At 61.7% G+C, this 14,697-nt stretch carries 15 protein-coding genes; 9 read left to right on the top strand and 6 right to left on the bottom strand.

Annotation, left to right across the window (positions count from 1 at the left end; genetic code table 11):
* The first annotated feature begins 85 nt into the window (after nucleotides 1-85).
* From NH234_RS18795 to NH234_RS18785, 3 genes are read left to right on the top strand one after another with little or no spacing between them, the layout of a single operon-like run.
* The gene (locus NH234_RS18795) at nucleotides 86-1,108 is read left to right on the top strand and encodes an aldo/keto reductase (protein ID WP_367253805.1); all 1,023 of its coding nucleotides are present in this window, start codon (nucleotides 86-88) and stop codon (nucleotides 1,106-1,108) included.
* Nucleotides 1,105-1,902: an SDR family oxidoreductase gene (locus tag NH234_RS18790; RefSeq protein ID WP_085732091.1), complete on the top strand. Its 798-nt coding sequence runs from the start codon at nucleotides 1,105-1,107 to the stop codon at nucleotides 1,900-1,902. The genes NH234_RS18795 and NH234_RS18790 overlap by 4 nt, the downstream gene beginning before the upstream one ends.
* 23 nt (nucleotides 1,903-1,925) lie before the next feature.
* Nucleotides 1,926-2,336 carry an SRPBCC family protein gene (locus NH234_RS18785; protein WP_367253804.1) on the top strand — a complete coding sequence of 137 codons (411 nt, stop codon included), beginning with the start codon at nucleotides 1,926-1,928 and terminating at the stop codon, nucleotides 2,334-2,336.
* A 47-nt stretch (nucleotides 2,337-2,383) separates the two neighbouring features.
* Here NH234_RS18785 and NH234_RS18780 read toward each other — a convergent pair whose 3' ends face one another.
* On the bottom strand, nucleotides 2,384-3,778 hold the full coding sequence (locus tag NH234_RS18780) for a sensor histidine kinase (protein WP_367253802.1): 1,395 nt from the start codon (nucleotides 3,776-3,778) through the stop codon (nucleotides 2,384-2,386).
* On the bottom strand, nucleotides 3,756-4,439 hold the full coding sequence (locus NH234_RS18775; protein WP_085711556.1) for a response regulator transcription factor: 684 nt from the start codon (nucleotides 4,437-4,439) through the stop codon (nucleotides 3,756-3,758). The genes NH234_RS18780 and NH234_RS18775 overlap by 23 nt, the downstream gene beginning before the upstream one ends.
* 298 nt (nucleotides 4,440-4,737) lie before the next feature.
* On the opposite strand from NH234_RS18775, the gene NH234_RS18770 reads away from it, so the two are divergent.
* Nucleotides 4,738-5,676, top strand: coding sequence for a hypothetical protein (locus NH234_RS18770; RefSeq protein ID WP_085732088.1), 939 nt, complete (start codon nucleotides 4,738-4,740; stop codon nucleotides 5,674-5,676).
* Nucleotides 5,677-5,700: 24 nt separating this feature from the next.
* Here the strand turns inward: NH234_RS18770 and NH234_RS18765 are convergent, their stop codons facing one another.
* On the bottom strand, nucleotides 5,701-5,907 hold the full coding sequence (locus tag NH234_RS18765) for a hypothetical protein (RefSeq protein WP_139831730.1): 207 nt from the start codon (nucleotides 5,905-5,907) through the stop codon (nucleotides 5,701-5,703).
* On the opposite strand from NH234_RS18765, the gene NH234_RS18760 reads away from it, so the two are divergent.
* The 4 genes from NH234_RS18760 (at nucleotide 5,900) to hcnC (ending at nucleotide 9,654) form a co-directional block, all read left to right on the top strand.
* The gene (locus NH234_RS18760; RefSeq protein WP_367253800.1) at nucleotides 5,900-6,439 is read left to right on the top strand and encodes a hypothetical protein; all 540 of its coding nucleotides are present in this window, start codon (nucleotides 5,900-5,902) and stop codon (nucleotides 6,437-6,439) included. The two genes, NH234_RS18765 and NH234_RS18760, sit on opposite strands and share 8 nt — an antisense overlap.
* A gap of 242 nt (nucleotides 6,440-6,681) precedes the next feature.
* Nucleotides 6,682-6,996, top strand: a complete 315-nt coding sequence (gene hcnA, locus NH234_RS18755) for a cyanide-forming glycine dehydrogenase subunit HcnA (protein ID WP_367253798.1) — start codon at nucleotides 6,682-6,684, stop codon at nucleotides 6,994-6,996.
* Nucleotides 6,993-8,402, top strand: a complete 1,410-nt coding sequence (gene hcnB / locus NH234_RS18750; protein WP_367253796.1) for a cyanide-forming glycine dehydrogenase subunit HcnB — start codon at nucleotides 6,993-6,995, stop codon at nucleotides 8,400-8,402. Before hcnA ends, hcnB begins: the two co-directional genes overlap by 4 nt.
* Nucleotides 8,395-9,654, top strand: a complete 1,260-nt coding sequence (gene hcnC, locus NH234_RS18745) for a cyanide-forming glycine dehydrogenase subunit HcnC (RefSeq protein ID WP_367253794.1) — start codon at nucleotides 8,395-8,397, stop codon at nucleotides 9,652-9,654. The genes hcnB and hcnC overlap by 8 nt, the downstream gene beginning before the upstream one ends.
* Before the next feature lie 45 nt (nucleotides 9,655-9,699).
* Here the strand turns inward: hcnC and NH234_RS18740 are convergent, their stop codons facing one another.
* On the bottom strand, nucleotides 9,700-11,508 hold the full coding sequence (locus NH234_RS18740) for a monovalent cation:proton antiporter-2 (CPA2) family protein (protein WP_085732085.1): 1,809 nt from the start codon (nucleotides 11,506-11,508) through the stop codon (nucleotides 9,700-9,702).
* Between the two features lie 163 nt (nucleotides 11,509-11,671).
* Between NH234_RS18740 and NH234_RS18735 the strand changes: the two genes are divergently transcribed.
* The gene (locus NH234_RS18735; protein ID WP_011334875.1) at nucleotides 11,672-12,586 is read left to right on the top strand and encodes a LysR family transcriptional regulator; all 915 of its coding nucleotides are present in this window, start codon (nucleotides 11,672-11,674) and stop codon (nucleotides 12,584-12,586) included.
* Here NH234_RS18735 and NH234_RS18730 read toward each other — a convergent pair.
* Nucleotides 12,576-13,346 (bottom strand): substrate-binding domain-containing protein, encoded by a 771-nt coding sequence (locus NH234_RS18730; RefSeq protein WP_074688852.1) that lies wholly within the window; start codon nucleotides 13,344-13,346, stop codon nucleotides 12,576-12,578. The genes NH234_RS18735 and NH234_RS18730 overlap by 11 nt on opposite strands.
* Nucleotides 13,347-13,356: 10 nt before the next feature.
* Nucleotides 13,357-14,649: an MFS transporter gene (locus NH234_RS18725; RefSeq protein WP_085732084.1), complete on the bottom strand. Its 1,293-nt coding sequence runs from the start codon at nucleotides 14,647-14,649 to the stop codon at nucleotides 13,357-13,359.
* Between the last annotated feature and the right edge of the window lie 48 nt (nucleotides 14,650-14,697).

The following is a 14,697-nucleotide window of genomic DNA, read 5'->3' as shown; positions in this document are numbered from 1 at the left end:
GCATTATGTCTTGGACGGTCTGATTGTCGCAATCTAGGATCTGCTCAACGGTCATCCACGACCCAGACACTACGAGGAAATCCCCATGAGTTTGAAAGACAAGCTGCCCGGCCATTTGGGCTTCGGCACTGCGCCACTGGGCAACATGTTCCGTGCCATTCCTGAGGAAGAAGCCCAGGCCACCGTGCATGCGGCGTGGGATGCCGGCGTGCGTTATTTTGACACCGCGCCGTTCTACGGCTCGGGCCTCTCGGAAATCCGCCTCGGCGAAGCACTGTCCCGCTACAAGCGCGACGACTATGTGCTCAGCACCAAGGTCGGCCGGGTGATTCTCGATGAAGTCGAAGACGCCGCCGCCCGGGATCTGGGCGAGAAAAGCGGGGTGTTCGAACACGGTCGCCCGAACAAGATCGTCAACGACTACAGCGCCGACGCCACCTTGCGCTCGATCGAAGACAGCCTCGAACGCCTGAAAACCGATCGCCTCGACATCGTCTGGGTTCACGACATCGCTCAGGATTTCTACGGCGACCAATGGCTGGAGTACTTCAATCAGGCCCGCACCGGCGCCTTCAAAGTCCTGACCCGTCTGCGTGAAGAGGGCGTGATCAAGGGCTGGGGGCTGGGCGTGAACAAGGTTGAACCCTGCGAATTGACCCTTGATCTGATCGAGGCGCAGCCCGACGGCTTTCTGCTGGCCGGCCGCTACACTCTTCTGGACCATGAACGGGCCCTGCAGCGCCTGATGGATTCGGCGCGGGCGCAGAACGTTGAAATCGTCGTCGGCGGCCCTTACAGCTCGGGGATCCTGGCCGGTGGCGCGCACTTCGAATACCAGAAGGCCAGCACACAAATCATTGCCAGGGTCGAACAGATCAAACGCATCGCCGCGGCCCACGGCGTGGATATCAAAGCGGCTGCACTACAATTCTCGCTGGCCAATCCGGCAGTGGCGGCAGTGATTCCCGGCGCGAGCAAACCGGGGCGCATCGCCGAAGACATGGCGGCGCTGTCGGCGGTCATTCCGGCCGGTTTCTGGCAGGCCATGCGTGAAGCGAAACTGGTGTCCGAACGTGCACCATTACCTATCGACGAGGTGAAAGCATGAAGATCGATCTGAGCGGAAAACTGGCGATTGTCAGCGGCAGCACGGCGGGTATCGGTTTGGGCATCAGCCAGTCGCTGGCCGAGGCGGGCGCCACGGTGGTGGTGATCGGCCGAGACTCGGCCAAGGTCGACCAGGCGCTGGCGAGCATTCGACAAGCCGTTCCGGGCGCGAAACTGCGCGGTCTGACGGCGGATCTGGGCACGGCCGAAGGCGCGCAAAAGCTGTTTGCCGCCGAACCGAAAGCCGACATCCTGGTAAACAACCTGGGGATCTACAACGCCGTGGATTTCTTCGACGCGCCCGACGATGAGTGGACGCGCTTCTATGAAATCAACGTGATTTCCGGCGTGCGCCTGTCGCGGCATTACGTGCCGGCGATGGTCGAGCAGGGCTGGGGCCGGGTGATCTTCCTGTCTTCGGAATCCGGCGTGGCGACCCCGGCCGACATGATCAACTACGGCGTGACCAAAAGCGCCAACCTCGCGGTGTCCCATGGTCTGGCCAAACGCCTGGCCGGCACCGGGGTTACGGTCAATGCAATCCTGCCCGGGCCGACCTTCACCGATGGCGTCGAAGAGATGCTCAAGGACGCTGCTGCCGAATCCGGTCGCAGCCTGCGGGATGAAGCCGACGCCTTTGTGCGCCGAGCACGTCCGACCTCGATCATCCAGCGCGTGGCCAATGTCGAAGAAGTCGCGCACCTGGTGACGTACATCGCTTCACCGCTGTCCTCGGCCACCACCGGCGCCGCACTGCGCGTCGACGGCGGCGTGGTCGACAGCCTGGCAATCTGAATTTTTGAGAGAGACATTTATTTATGGCAACAGCATCAGCATCCATCGACATCCCGGCTTCGGCCGATCAGGTCTGGCAATTGATCGGCGGCTTCAACACGCTGCCGGACTGGCTGCCGTTCATTCCCAAGAGTGAACTGAGTGAGGGCGGGCGTGTGCGCAGCCTGCAAACCGCCGATGGCGGGGAGGTGGTCGAGCGCCTGGAAAGCTTCGATAACGCCGGCAAGACCTACAGCTATTCGATCCTCCAGGCACCGTTTCCGGCCACCGATTATCTGGCGACGATTCGCGTCGAAGCCCAGGGTCAGGGCGCGAAGGTGACGTGGTCGGGGCGCTTCACCGCCAAGGGCGTGAGCGATGAGGAAGTGGTGGCGCTGTTCAGCGGCATCTATCAGGGTGGACTGGAAGCGCTGCGGGCCAACTACCCGGCCTGAGTTTCATGATCGTTCCCACGCACGTGGGAACGATCACTGCCCAAAAGTCAGGACTGTGAAATCAGACGCTGTCGACAATCAAGCACCAGTTTCGCCCCACCCAGGTCGCTGCGACCCACCTCAAGACTGAACCCGTGCAGGCTGACAATCGCCGCGACGATCGACAGCCCCAGCCCGAAACCGCTTTGCGGTTGCCCGCCCTCAGCGCGATAGAAACGCTGGAACACCGCTTCCCGTTCCGACTCTGGAATGCCGGGGCCGGAATCGTGCACTTCGATCCGCGTATGTCCCGCATCATTGACCCCACGCAAAATCACCGTGCCTCCCGGCGGGGTGAACTTGATCGAGTTGCTCAACAGGTTGGCCAGCGCCTCAAACAACAGCGCTCGGTCACCATTGAGCATCGGCAGGGTTTCCGGCATGTTCAGCTCGAAACGCAGTTCGTCTTCCTCCGCCAGCGGCAGGTAGAACTCGTGCAGCTCCTGCAGCAGCCGCACCGGATCGAGCTCCACGAATCCGGAACGGCGCTGGCGGTCTTCCAGTTCGGAAATCCTCAGCAAACCCCGAAAACGCGCCATCAGCGTATCCGCCTCGGCCAGCACCAGATCCAGTTGCGCGGCCTCCGGCGAGCCTTCGCCGGCCTGCTGTTGCATGCGATACAACTGCGCTCGCAGGCGGGTCAGCGGGGTGCGCAGGTCGTGGGCGATGTTGTCGCACACGCCTTTGACTTCGTTCATCAGGCGCTCGATGCGATCGAGCATGGCGTTGACGATGGCCGCGAGCATGTCCAGTTCGTCGCGGCGATTGGATACGGGCAATCGATGAGTCAGGTCTCCGGCGACAATCGACTGGGCGCTGGCCTGAATTGCGCGAATTCGTCGTAACGGCCGACGCCGCAGCAAATGCCAGCCGATGACCCCCGGCACAATCGTCAGCGAAACGCCCCAGAGCAGGGCGCGCAGAATGATCCGGGTCACGGCGAACAGCGAACCGTTGTCGCGCACCAGTACCAGCCAGCGACCATCGCGGGTCGGGGTGGCGACAGCATCGCAGCTGTCGGCAGGCAGGGTCGGGTCGTCGGACTCGGAGCAGTCGCGCAGCTCGTGGATCTTGCCGTCCAGCGGCAGGCCGGCGGGCATCTGCTGCAAGGCCCCGCCGAGGTAGGTGTGGTCGGCGGCGAACAGACCGTAGGCGTCGATTCCGCGAATGTCGAAGGTCATGCTGGCGGCGAGTGCGTCTTCCAGCTGTTCGCCGCGAAAGTGCGAGAACAGGTGCTGACGCTGCATCAACGAATGCTTGGCCAGGTTGTCGAGGTAACCGGACACCTCGAAATACATGACCCCCATGAGGATCCCGCTCCAGGCCACGAACAACGAACTGTAAAGCGCCAGCAGCCGGCTGCTGGAGGAACGCCAACCGTCAGACGGGTTCGGCAATGACATAACCCGAGCCTCGCACCGTGCGGATCAGCGGGACGTTGCCCGGCGGGTCGATCTTCTTGCGCAGGCGACCGATGTGCACGTCGATCAGGTTGGTGCCCGGGTCGAAGTGATAGCCCCAGACTTCCTCGAAAATCATCATCCGCGACAGGATCTGGCCGCTGTTACGCATCAGGAATTCCAGCAGTTTGTATTCGGTCGGCAACAGCGTCAGCACCTGTTCGGCACGGCTGGCTTCGTGGCTGATCAGGTCCAGTTCCAGGTCCGCCACACGCAGAGTAGTCGGCTGGGTGCCGCCGTTGTTCTGGCGGCGCAGCAATACTTCGACCCGGGCCGCCATCTCGTCGGTGGCGAAGGGTTTGGTCAGGTAATCGTCACCGCCGGCGCGCAGGCCGCGCACGCGTTCATCGACATCGGACAGGGCGCTGATCATCAGGATCGGCGTGGACACGCCCATGGTACGCAGGGTGGTGACGATGGCCAGGCCATCGAGTTCGGGCAGCATGCGGTCGAGGGTAATCAGGTCGTAATTGCCGCTGACGGCGCGGTCGAGGCCTTCGCGGCCGTTGTCGACCCAATCCACGTCGAGGCCGTGGCTGCTCAGTTCGGCGACGATTTCCCGGGCGGTCACGGCGTCGTCTTCGATGGTCAGGATGCGAGTCATGGTGGGCCTGCTGATCGGTTCAAACGGAATGGCAGCATTTTGCCAAGATTTTGCAATAACGCTTTAAATTAACTTTCATGTTGTAGTTGATACAAACGGCCCGGGCCGTTTTTTTGTGCCAATGCATAAAACCCGCTGCGATTGCACCGTTGTTGCAAATTGCATGGTCCCGGGAAGTTCCTTATTTTTAAATCATTGAATTTAAAAGATTTATTTAATGTTGGCGACTGGCACGGTCACTGCAATTCATCTGCTGACGAGTTGTAACACCATTTTTCATGCCGGGAGCAGAACAACAATGAATAGATCCTCTGATGGGTTTTATCCTGCCTTTGATGGCGAGTCGAGCAACGTCTCAGGGGTGTCCTGGGGCGCGATCTTCGCCGGGGCCGCAGCCGCTGCGGCACTGTCGATGATTCTGGTGCTGCTTGGCTTCGGTCTGGGCTTCTCCGCTGTTTCACCGTGGGCCGGGGAGGGTGTCAGCGCCAAGGGCCTGGGCATTTCAACGATTGTCTGGCTGGCCGCTACACAAATCATCGCTTCCGGCCTGGGTGGCTACATTGCCGGTCGCCTGCGGGTGAAGTGGGCGAACATGCACGGTGACGAGGTGTATTTCCGCGACACCGCCCATGGTTTTCTCGCCTGGTGCGTGGCCACGCTGGTCACGGCTACTTTGGTGGTCGGTTCGGTCAGCAGCATCGTCAGCGGTGGTGTGCAGGCCGGTGCGAGTGTCGCCGGTGGTGCGGCCAGTGCCATGACCCAAGCGGCCGGTACTGCCGCCGCCAACACCGACAGCAATCAGTATGGTTACTTCGTTGACAGCCTGTTCCGCGATGACCGTCCCGCCGCCGTCAGCGATGACGCCGCCCGTGGCACCGTGACCCGGATTTTCGCCCAGAGCCTGGCCAACGGTCAGCTCAGCCCCGAGGATCGTACCTATCTCGCACAACTGGTCGCGCAACGTACCAACCTGACCCAGGCAGATGCCGAACGTCGCGTCGATGAAATCTACGCCCGTACGCAAAAAGCCATTGCCGACGCCAAGATCAAAGCACAGCAAGCCGCTGACACCGCCGCCAAAGTCGCTGCCTGGACCTCGCTGTGGATGTTCATCGCACTGCTGGCCGGTGCGTTCTTCGCCAGCCTGTCGGCCACCTTCGGCGGTCGCCGCCGGGATGCGGTCGAGTACGTCGAAGTCGAAACCTACACCACGACCACTGTGCCCCCAGTCCGCTAATCAAGGAGCATCACCATGCGCTCATTACTGCTGTTTTTCCTCGGCGTGCCAATCCCGATCATCATCCTGATCGCCCTGTTCGTGCACTGATCCCTCTGGGGCTTTTGCCTCGGCCGCTTCCACCTTCGGGTTGAAGCGGCTTTTTGCTTTCCAGAGAGCCAGCAGCCAGAATCGACGCCGGAAGCGGATCGGCCGCTTCAATTTCTGTTTAAGGATGAAGACGTTGGACAAGAAGGAAACCAAGCGACAACTGGATGAAATGCTGGATGCCGGTCGTTCGAAGACCGAAACCTTCAAGGCGTTGTCGGGTGGGGCGGTCAAGGATCGAGTGTTGGCTTACTGGATCGGTTCGCGCATTGACCCGGCACTGCAACGCCAGCATGCGCGCAAGGTCACGATTCTGATTGTTTTATTCGGCATTCAGGCGTTGATCGGTGCCCTGATCGGATTTGCCCTGGGCTGGAACTCCAGTCTCGGGTTGGCTCTGGTGCTTACGCTGATCGGGGGCGCTATCCCTCTGCTGTTTGCGTGGGGTTTTTACAAGTACTCCGCGCAGACCTACACCGTTTTCGTGATCCTCTCGCTCAGCCAGTTTCCACGTCTGTTCAAGGACTACGCCGAAGATCCGGTGGCCACGCTGGTCAGCGCAGGCCTCACCCTGGCCCTGGTGTTTTATGTCGCGTGGCTGAAAACCAAGCTGTTCCCCGACCTCGGTTTCATCGGCTCGAAAAAGATCAAAGGGCAGTTCGTCTTCTCCAACTGATCGGCACAGAACCGTACAGTCATTTCCATGGCCTGGATCAATATTCCTCGGTGCGATATCCCCTACCGTGAAATTTCCAGGCCCTTGCCGCTGGATCGACTACATTGCTTGCGCGCACGTTGCTGCGCGAGCGGAACCAACCTGCCGGCCCGATAGAGAGACAACCCCCACGTGCCGGCGAGGTGTAGTGCAGCAAGGAGCTGTTTCAACCTCACCTGAACTTTTCACGGATGATCATTGCAATGCACTGCCTAGAAAGAACCTTCGATATCCAGCCTTTGACGCAGGCGGATATGACTGTCCACATCAACGGCCAGCCGGTCACTGCCGCCATCGGCGAAACCGTGCTCAGCGTCATTCAGTCCCTCGGCGTGCGCCAGGTCGCACGCAACGATCACAACCAGATCAGCGGTGCCTATTGCGGCATGGGCGTGTGCCAGTGCTGCCTGGTGAAAATCAACGGCCGGCACAAGCGCCGCGCCTGCCAGACCGTGGTACGTGACGGCATGCAGGTCGAAACCCAAGTCAACCGCATTCACGGACAGGAGGCGCCATGAGTCAGCATCCGGTTATTGTCGGCGGCGGCCCGGCGGCCATGGCGGCGGCCATCGAACTGGCGCGCCATGGTGTGCGCAGCACCTTGCTTGAAGAGGCGTCGCGTCTTGGCGGCGTGGTCTATCGCGGGCCGCTGCGTGACGGCGTGCAGCTGGATTATCTGGGGCCACGTTACTCGGAGGCATTGAGCAAACTGCACGGCGACTTTCAGGAGCAGGCCGGGCTGATCGACGTGCGTCTGCATCACCGGGTAGTCGGCGCCGAAGGCACCCGCTCGCTGGTGGTGCTCGATGGCGATGAGCGCCTGCACGAAATCAGCTACCCGCAACTGGTGCTGGCCGCCGGTTGTCACGAACGCAGCGTACCGTTTCCCGGCTGGACGCTGCCCGGCGTCATCATGCTCGGCGGTCTGCAATTGCAGATCAAAAGTGGCGTGGTCAAGCCGCAGGGACCGGTGGTCATCGCCGGCACCGGGCCGCTGTTGCCGCTGGTGGCGACCCAGTTGCACGCGTCGGGCGTGAGTGTTGCCGGTGTCTACGAGGCCTGCGCGTTCGGCAAGATTGCCAAGGAGAGTCTGGCGCTGCTGAACAAACCGCAATTGTTTCTCGATGGCTTGAGCATGCTCGCCTACCTGAAACTGCACGGCATCCCGATGAACTACGGCTGGGGCGTGGTCGAAGCGCACGGCGAAGGCGAGCTGAAAAGCGTCAGCGTGGCGCCGTACTCGGCGACGTGGGAACCGGACATGAGCCGTATCGAACGCTTCGAGGCGAAGACGCTGGCGGTCGGCTACGGCTTCATTCCGCGTACTCAGTTGAGTCAGCAAATGGGCCTGGATCACGGCTTCAGCGACGACGGTTACCTGCGCGCCAACGCCAGCATCTGGCAGCAAAGCAGCGAGCCTCACGTGCATCTGGCCGGTGACATGGGCGGGATTCGCGGCGGTGAAGCGGCAATGCTGACCGGCAAGATCGCCTCCACTTCGATCCTGTTGCAACGCGGTGTGCTGGAAGAGGAACTGGCGCGGGTCCGTCGTGACCGTTACCTGAGCAAACTCAAAGCCATCGTGCGTTTCCGTGCGGCGGTGGATCGCTACACCGAACGCGGTGTCGGGCAAATCGCATTGCCAGCAGCGGACACGGTGATCTGCCGCTGCGAACATGCGACCCGCGCCGACATCGACCGCGCGCTGGAGCAGGGCGTGCAAGACATCGCCAGCTTGAAAATGCGCACCCGCGTGAGCATGGGCGACTGCCAGGGGCGCATGTGCGTCGGCTATTGCAGCGACCGCTTGCGTCAGGCCACCGGGCGCAAGGATGTCGGCTGGCTGCGGCCGCGTTTCCCGGTCGATCCGATTCCCTTTTCCGCGTTCCAGTCCCTCGGCACGGAGGCCGTTTCCCATGAGTAAGTTCTATGACGTGGTCATCGCCGGCGGCGGTGTGATCGGCGCGTCCATCGCCTATCAGTTGTCCAAGCGCAAAAACCTCAAGGTCGCGATGATCGACGCCAAGCGTCCGGGCAACGCGACCCGCGCCTCGGCCGGCGGTTTGTGGGCCATCGGTGAATCTGTGGGGCTGGGCTGCGGGGTGATTTTCTTCCGCATGATGTCGGCCAATCGCAAGCGCGAAACCCAGGGCGCGGCGGTAGCGGTGGATTCCAGCACGCCGCACATCCTGCCGCCGTCGTTCTTCGATTTTGCCTTGCAGTCCAACGCGCTGTACCCGGCGTTGCACCGTGAGTTGAAAGACAATCACGGGATGGATTTCAAGTTCGAAAAGACCGGGCTCAAATTCGTCATTTATGACGACGAGGACCGGTTGTACGCCGAGCACATCGTCGGCTGCATTCCGCACCTGGCCGATCAGGTGCGCTGGCTCGATCAGGCTGCATTGCGCGAGTCCGAACCGAGCGTCAGCCATGAAGCGCGGGGCGCGCTGGAGTTTCTCTGCGATCACCAGGTCAGCCCGTTCCGCCTCGCCGACGCCTACGCCGAAGGCGCCCGGCAGAATGGCGTGGACATGTACGTCAACACCAACATCACCGGCGTTTTGCATCACGGCACGCGGGTGACCGGTGTACAAACGGCCGAAGCCGGGGTGTTCCACTGCAAGACCCTGATCAACGCCGCTGGCGCCTGGGCAGCGGACTTGAGTGAGTGGGCCACGGGAATCCGGATTCCGGTGAAACCGGTGAAAGGCCAGATCCTGCTCACTGAGCGCCTGCCGAAAATCCTCAACGGTTGCCTGACCACCAGCGATTGCTACATGGCGCAAAAGGACAACGGCGAAATCCTGATCGGCAGCACCACCGAGGACAAGGGCTTCGACGTCACCACCACCTGGCCGGAAATCGCCGGGCTGGTGCAGGGCGCGGTGCGATGCCTGCCGGAACTGGCGGACATCAACCTCAAGCGCACCTGGGCCGGGTTGCGTCCGGGCTCGCCGGATGAGTTGCCGATTCTCGGACCGATGGCCGGGGTGGAAGGTTACCTCAACGCCTGCGGGCACTTCCGCACCGGGGTGCTGACGTCGGCGATCACCGGGGTATTGCTGGACAAACTGGTCAACGATGAACCGCTGCCGCTGGACATCACACCGTTTCTGGCGGACCGGTTTACAGTGGCGCCTGTGCAGGAAGAGCGGGCGCTGGAGATGGCCTGATTAGAACCCTCCCACGCATTGCGTGGGAAGGATTGATTGCGGGGCTCAGGACTTGCCCGATTGTTCTTCCAGTTGATCCGACTCGAACAGTCTGGCCAGTTCCGCCCGTGCTTCCTGGGCGGTCTGCAGGACTTTGGCCGCGTCGTCGTACACCGCGTGTTGAGCCTCGAGCACCTGTTCGTCGTGGTGCTTGAAGCGCTTGATCCGCGCATCGGCCTGGGCCTGGGTCAAGCCGAGGCCAACCAGTGTGCGACGGCTCATTTCCAGACTGGAGTAATAGGTCTCCCGGATCGGATCGGCGCCGACATCCACCAGACGATGAACATGCTGCCGGTTACGCGCCCGGGCAATGATCTTCATGTGCGGGTAAAGCTTGCGCACGATTTCGGCGGTCTTGATGTTGGTCTCCGGATCGTCCGTGGCAATCACGAAATATTCCGCCTCCCCGACCTTGGCCGCGCTGAGGATTTCCGGGCGCATCGGGTCACCGTAGAACACCGGCACGCCGCCGAAACTGCGTGACAGTTCGATGGTTTCCACCGAGGTATCCAGCGCCACGAACTTGATGTTCTGCGCCCGCAGGATCCGCGCCACGATCTGGCCCATCCGGCCCATACCGGCAATCACCACCCGTGGAGTTTCGGTGTCGATCTGGCGGAATTTCTCCGGCACCTCCACCGGCTGCACCTTCGGGCTGACCAGTCGTGCGCAGATCAACAGCAGCAACGGCGTCACCGCCATCGACAGGGTGATGGTCAGCACCAGCAAGTCGTACAGACGCGGTTCGAACAGACCCTGATCGCGACCGATCTTGAACACCACAAAGGCAAATTCACCGCCCGCCGCCAGCACGATACCGAGTCGAATCGCACTGACCTTGCTCAACCCGCCAGCCAGACGCCCGACCACAAACAACAGCGGCAACTTCAGCGCAATCAGCAGCAGCGTCAGCCCGAGCACCGTGATCGGTGCGCTGAGCAACAGGCTGAGGTTGGCGCCCATGCCGACGCTGATGAAGAACAGCCCCAGCAGCAGCCCCTTGAACGGTTCGATCTGCGCTTCCAGTTCATGGCGATATTCCGAGTCTGCCAGCAGCAACCCGGCGAGGAATGCGCCCAGCGCCATCGACACGCCGACCATGTCCATCATCCACGCGGTGCCGATCACCACCAGCAACGCGGTGGCGGTGGAGACTTCCGGCAGACCGGTTTTCGCCACGATTCGGAACACCGGGCGCAACAGATAACGCCCGCCGATCACGACCACGGCGATGCTGCCCAGCACCTGCAAACTGTGGCGCACATCGTCGGCGGTGCTGGTGTGGTGATCGACGCCCGCGAGCATCGGTACCAGAGCGATCAGCGGGATTGCGGCGATGTCCTGGAACAACAGAATCGCAAACGCCAGACGACCGTGGGGGCTGGTCAGTTCCTTGCGTTCCGCGAGGCTTTGCAGGCCGAACGCGGTGGACGACAGCGCCAGGCCCAGACCCAAGACAATCGCGCTGTTCAGCGGCTGGCCGAACACCGACAACGCCAGAACGCCGATCACCGAACCGGTCAAAAGCACTTGCGCCAGACCGACGCCGAACACCGATTTGCGCATCACCCACAAACGTCGCGGTGACAGTTCCAGGCCGATGATGAACAGCAGCAACACCACGCCCAGTTCCGAAATATGGCTGACGCTCTGCGGATTGCCGATCAGGCCCAGCACCGACGGGCCGATGATCACCCCGGCAAACAGATAACCGAGCACCGCGCCCAGTTGCAGGCGCTTGGCCAGGGGAACGGTAAGCACCGCCGCGAACAGAAACACGACAGCGGCTTGCAACAGATTGCCTTCATGGGGCATGAGCGGAACTCCAGTAACGCGGTACGGCGGGGGGCGACAGGATAAAGGCTGAAATGATTGCAGATCCAGCGCAGAGCCTGCTTGAGCAGATGTGCTTCTGTAATAAATTGCATCAATTGGTTACATTTATAGCCTCAGCGAATCAATTCCTCTCGAGTCTCCCATGGCCATCAACTTCGACCTCAACGACCTGCAAGCCTTTCGCGCTGTGGTCGAGCAGGGCAGTTTCCGCAAGGCTGCCGACACCGTGCGCCTGTCGCAACCGGCCCTGAGCCGACGCATCGAAAAGCTCGAAGACGCCCTCGGCGTGAAGCTGTTCGAACGCACCACACGCAAGGTCAGCCTGACTCAGGCCGGGCGCGGTTTCATGCCCAGCGTCGAGCGTTTGCTGGACGATCTGGACGTCGCGTTGCTCGGCATCAGTGAAGTCGCCTCGAATCGGCAGGGCCACGTGACTGTCGCCTGCGTGCCGTCGGCGGCGTATTACTTCATGCCGAGCGTGGTCGCCCGCTATCACCGGCAGTTCCCGCGCATCAAAGTCAAAGTCCTCGATTCCAGCGCCCACGACGTGCTGAGCGCGGTGGTCAATGGCGAGGCGGATTTCGGTCTGAGTTTCATGGGCACCCAGGAGGCGGGCGTGGATTTCGAGCCGCTGGTGCAGGAGAGCTACGTGGTTGCCTGTCGCCGCGATCATCCGCTGGCCGGGCGCAGCAGCGTGACCTGGGACGAGTTCTACCGGCAGGATTACATCTCGCTCGACAAGACCTCGGGCAACCGGTTTCTGCTCGATCAGGCGCTGGCCAAAGTGGTGCCGCAGCGTCCGAGTATCTGCGAGACGCGGCATGTGACGACCATGATCGGTCTGGTGGAGGCGGGGCTGGGTGTGGCGGCGGTGCCGTTGATGGCGATGCCGGCGGCGGATCATCCGATCCTGACGCGGGTGCCGCTGACCGATCCGCAAGTGATGCGCAGCGTCGGCATCATCAAGCGCCGGGGTCGTACGCTGACCCCGGCGGCACTGGAACTGGAGCGGCTGGTCGTGGAAATGAAAGTCCAGCCGCCGACGGTCAGCGCTTGACCGAATCCAGCCCGGTGGCCTGCACGTCAGCCTGGGCGGCAGGTGCCGCGAGGTAGGCGAGCAACGCTTTTGCTTCCTGCGGATGCTGCGCACCCACCGGAATACCCGCAGCAAATCGTGTCACCGACTGCACCGATTCAGGAATCTTCGCCACAAAACTCACACCAGGCACCGGCAGCAACTCGCTGACCTGCTGGAAGCCCAGTTGATAGTCGCCGGTCGCGACCACCGAACCCACCGGGATTTTCGGGATCATCTTGGCCTTCGGTTTCAGCTGATCTTCGATACCGAGTTTCTTGAACAGTTGCTGCTCGATGTACACGCCGCTGGCGCTGTCGGAGTAGGCCACCGATTTTGCATCAAGCAGGGTTTTCTTCAGGGCATCGACGTTGCTGATGTCCGGTTTCGGGGCACCCTCGCGCACCACCAGGCCGATTCGCGAATCCGCCAGTTCTACCCGCGACGCGGGGTCGACCTTGCCTTGTTTGATCAGATCATCGAGGGCGTAGCCGACCATGATCACCACGTCGGCCTTTTCGCCACGGGCAAGGCGATTGGGGATTGCCTCCGGTGCCTTGCCCATCGACGGGCCGAGTTGGGTGTCCAGGGTGTTGCCGGTGGCAGCGGCGAATTTCGGCCCGAGGATCTTGTAGGCAGCGGTGAAACCGCCGGAGGTCATGACCCGCAGCTCTTCGGCCTGGGCCGCAACGTTGAACGCAAGACCGGCGAGCAGGGCTGTAACGGTAAACAGTTTTTTCATGGTGATGTTCTCAGGCAGTAGCAGGTTGCAGACGACCGCCGGCGCGGCGATACAGATACAGCGTCGCGCACAATGCACACAGTGCGCCGATGCTCATCCAGTAACCCGGTGCGGCTTTATCGCCGGTGTACTGGATCAGGAAGGTCGACATGGCTGGAGTGAATCCACCGAATACGGCAGTGGCGAGGCTATAAGCCAGGGAGAAACCGGCCACCCGCACTTCCACCGGCATGATCTCGGTCAGCGCTGGAATCATCGCGCCGTTGTACAGGCCGTAGATGAACGACAGCCACAACAGCGACAGCAGCATGTGGCTGAAGCTTGGCGCCTGTACCAGATACGACAGCGCCGGATAAGTAGTGGCCAGGGCCAGCAACGCCATGGCGATCAGCACCGGACGGCGGCCGACACGATCGGACAACGCCCCGCCAATCGGCAGCCAGAAGAAGTTGGAAACGCCCACCAGCAAGGTCACCAGCAACGCATCCGATGTGCTCAGGTGCAGTACGGTTTTGCCGAAGGTCGGTGCGTACACGGTGATCAAGTAAAACGCGGTGGTGGTCAGGGCAACCATCAGCATCCCGCCCAGCACCACGCCCCAGTTCTGGCCGAGGGTGCGGAACACTTCCTTCATGCTCGGGCGATGTTTGCGGGCGGCGAACTCTTCGGTTTCCGCCAGATTGCGCCGCAGAAAGAAGATGAACGGCACGATCATGCAGCCCACGAAAAACGGAATCCGCCAGCCCCAATCGGCGACTGCTTGCGGTGCCATCCACTGGTTCAAGCCATAACCCAGCGCAGCGGCGACGACGATGGCTACCTGCTGGCTGGCCGACTGCCAGGCGGTGAAAAAGCCTTTGCGGCCGGGCGTAGCGATCTCCGAGAGATACACCGAAACCCCACCCAGTTCCGCACCGGCAGAGAACCCTTGCAGCAGCCGCCCGATCAACACCAGCGCCGGGGCGAACAGACCGATGGTTTCATATCCGGGCACCAGCACAATCAGTATCGTGCCGCTGGCCATGATCGACAGGGTGACGATCAAGCCCTTGCGACGACCGACGTCATCGATGTACGCGCCGAGCACAATAGCCCCCAGCGGACGCATCAAAAAGCCTGCGCCGAACACTGCAAAAGTCATCATCAGAGAGGCGAACTCACTGCTCGCCGGGAAGAACACCGCCGCAATCTGCGTGGCGTAGAAACCGAACAGAAAGAAGTCGAACTGTTCGAGGAAGTTACCCGAGGTGACCCGGAAAATGGCGCCGGCCCGCGAGCCGCCGTGTGGGATTGAGGCTGTCATAGAAAAGTACTCCACCGCTTTTATGACGTGCGCGACGGGGAGGCGGCG

This window comes from Pseudomonas sp. stari2 (genome assembly GCF_040760005.1).
GTDB lineage: Bacteria > Pseudomonadota > Gammaproteobacteria > Pseudomonadales > Pseudomonadaceae > Aquipseudomonas.
The sequence above is the reverse complement of the archived record's forward strand: the minus strand, read 5'-3'. Positions and strand labels throughout refer to the sequence as shown.

Coding starts and splice junctions, on each gene's coding strand:
- NH234_RS18795 (WP_367253805.1), top strand. CDS start 86: ATGAGTTTGAAAGACAAGCTGCCCGGCCATTTGGGCTTCGGCACTGCG.
- NH234_RS18790 (WP_085732091.1), top strand. CDS start 1,105: ATGAAGATCGATCTGAGCGGAAAACTGGCGATTGTCAGCGGCAGCACG.
- NH234_RS18785 (WP_367253804.1), top strand. CDS start 1,926: ATGGCAACAGCATCAGCATCCATCGACATCCCGGCTTCGGCCGATCAG.
- NH234_RS18780 (WP_367253802.1), bottom strand. CDS start 3,778: ATGTCATTGCCGAACCCGTCTGACGGTTGGCGTTCCTCCAGCAGCCGG.
- NH234_RS18775 (WP_085711556.1), bottom strand. CDS start 4,439: ATGACTCGCATCCTGACCATCGAAGACGACGCCGTGACCGCCCGGGAA.
- NH234_RS18770 (WP_085732088.1), top strand. CDS start 4,738: ATGAATAGATCCTCTGATGGGTTTTATCCTGCCTTTGATGGCGAGTCG.
- hcnA (WP_367253798.1), top strand. CDS start 6,682: ATGCACTGCCTAGAAAGAACCTTCGATATCCAGCCTTTGACGCAGGCG.
- hcnB (WP_367253796.1), top strand. CDS start 6,993: ATGAGTCAGCATCCGGTTATTGTCGGCGGCGGCCCGGCGGCCATGGCG.
- hcnC (WP_367253794.1), top strand. CDS start 8,395: ATGAGTAAGTTCTATGACGTGGTCATCGCCGGCGGCGGTGTGATCGGC.
- NH234_RS18740 (WP_085732085.1), bottom strand. CDS start 11,508: ATGCCCCATGAAGGCAATCTGTTGCAAGCCGCTGTCGTGTTTCTGTTC.
- NH234_RS18735 (WP_011334875.1), top strand. CDS start 11,672: ATGGCCATCAACTTCGACCTCAACGACCTGCAAGCCTTTCGCGCTGTG.
- NH234_RS18730 (WP_074688852.1), bottom strand. CDS start 13,346: ATGAAAAAACTGTTTACCGTTACAGCCCTGCTCGCCGGTCTTGCGTTC.
- NH234_RS18725 (WP_085732084.1), bottom strand. CDS start 14,649: ATGACAGCCTCAATCCCACACGGCGGCTCGCGGGCCGGCGCCATTTTC.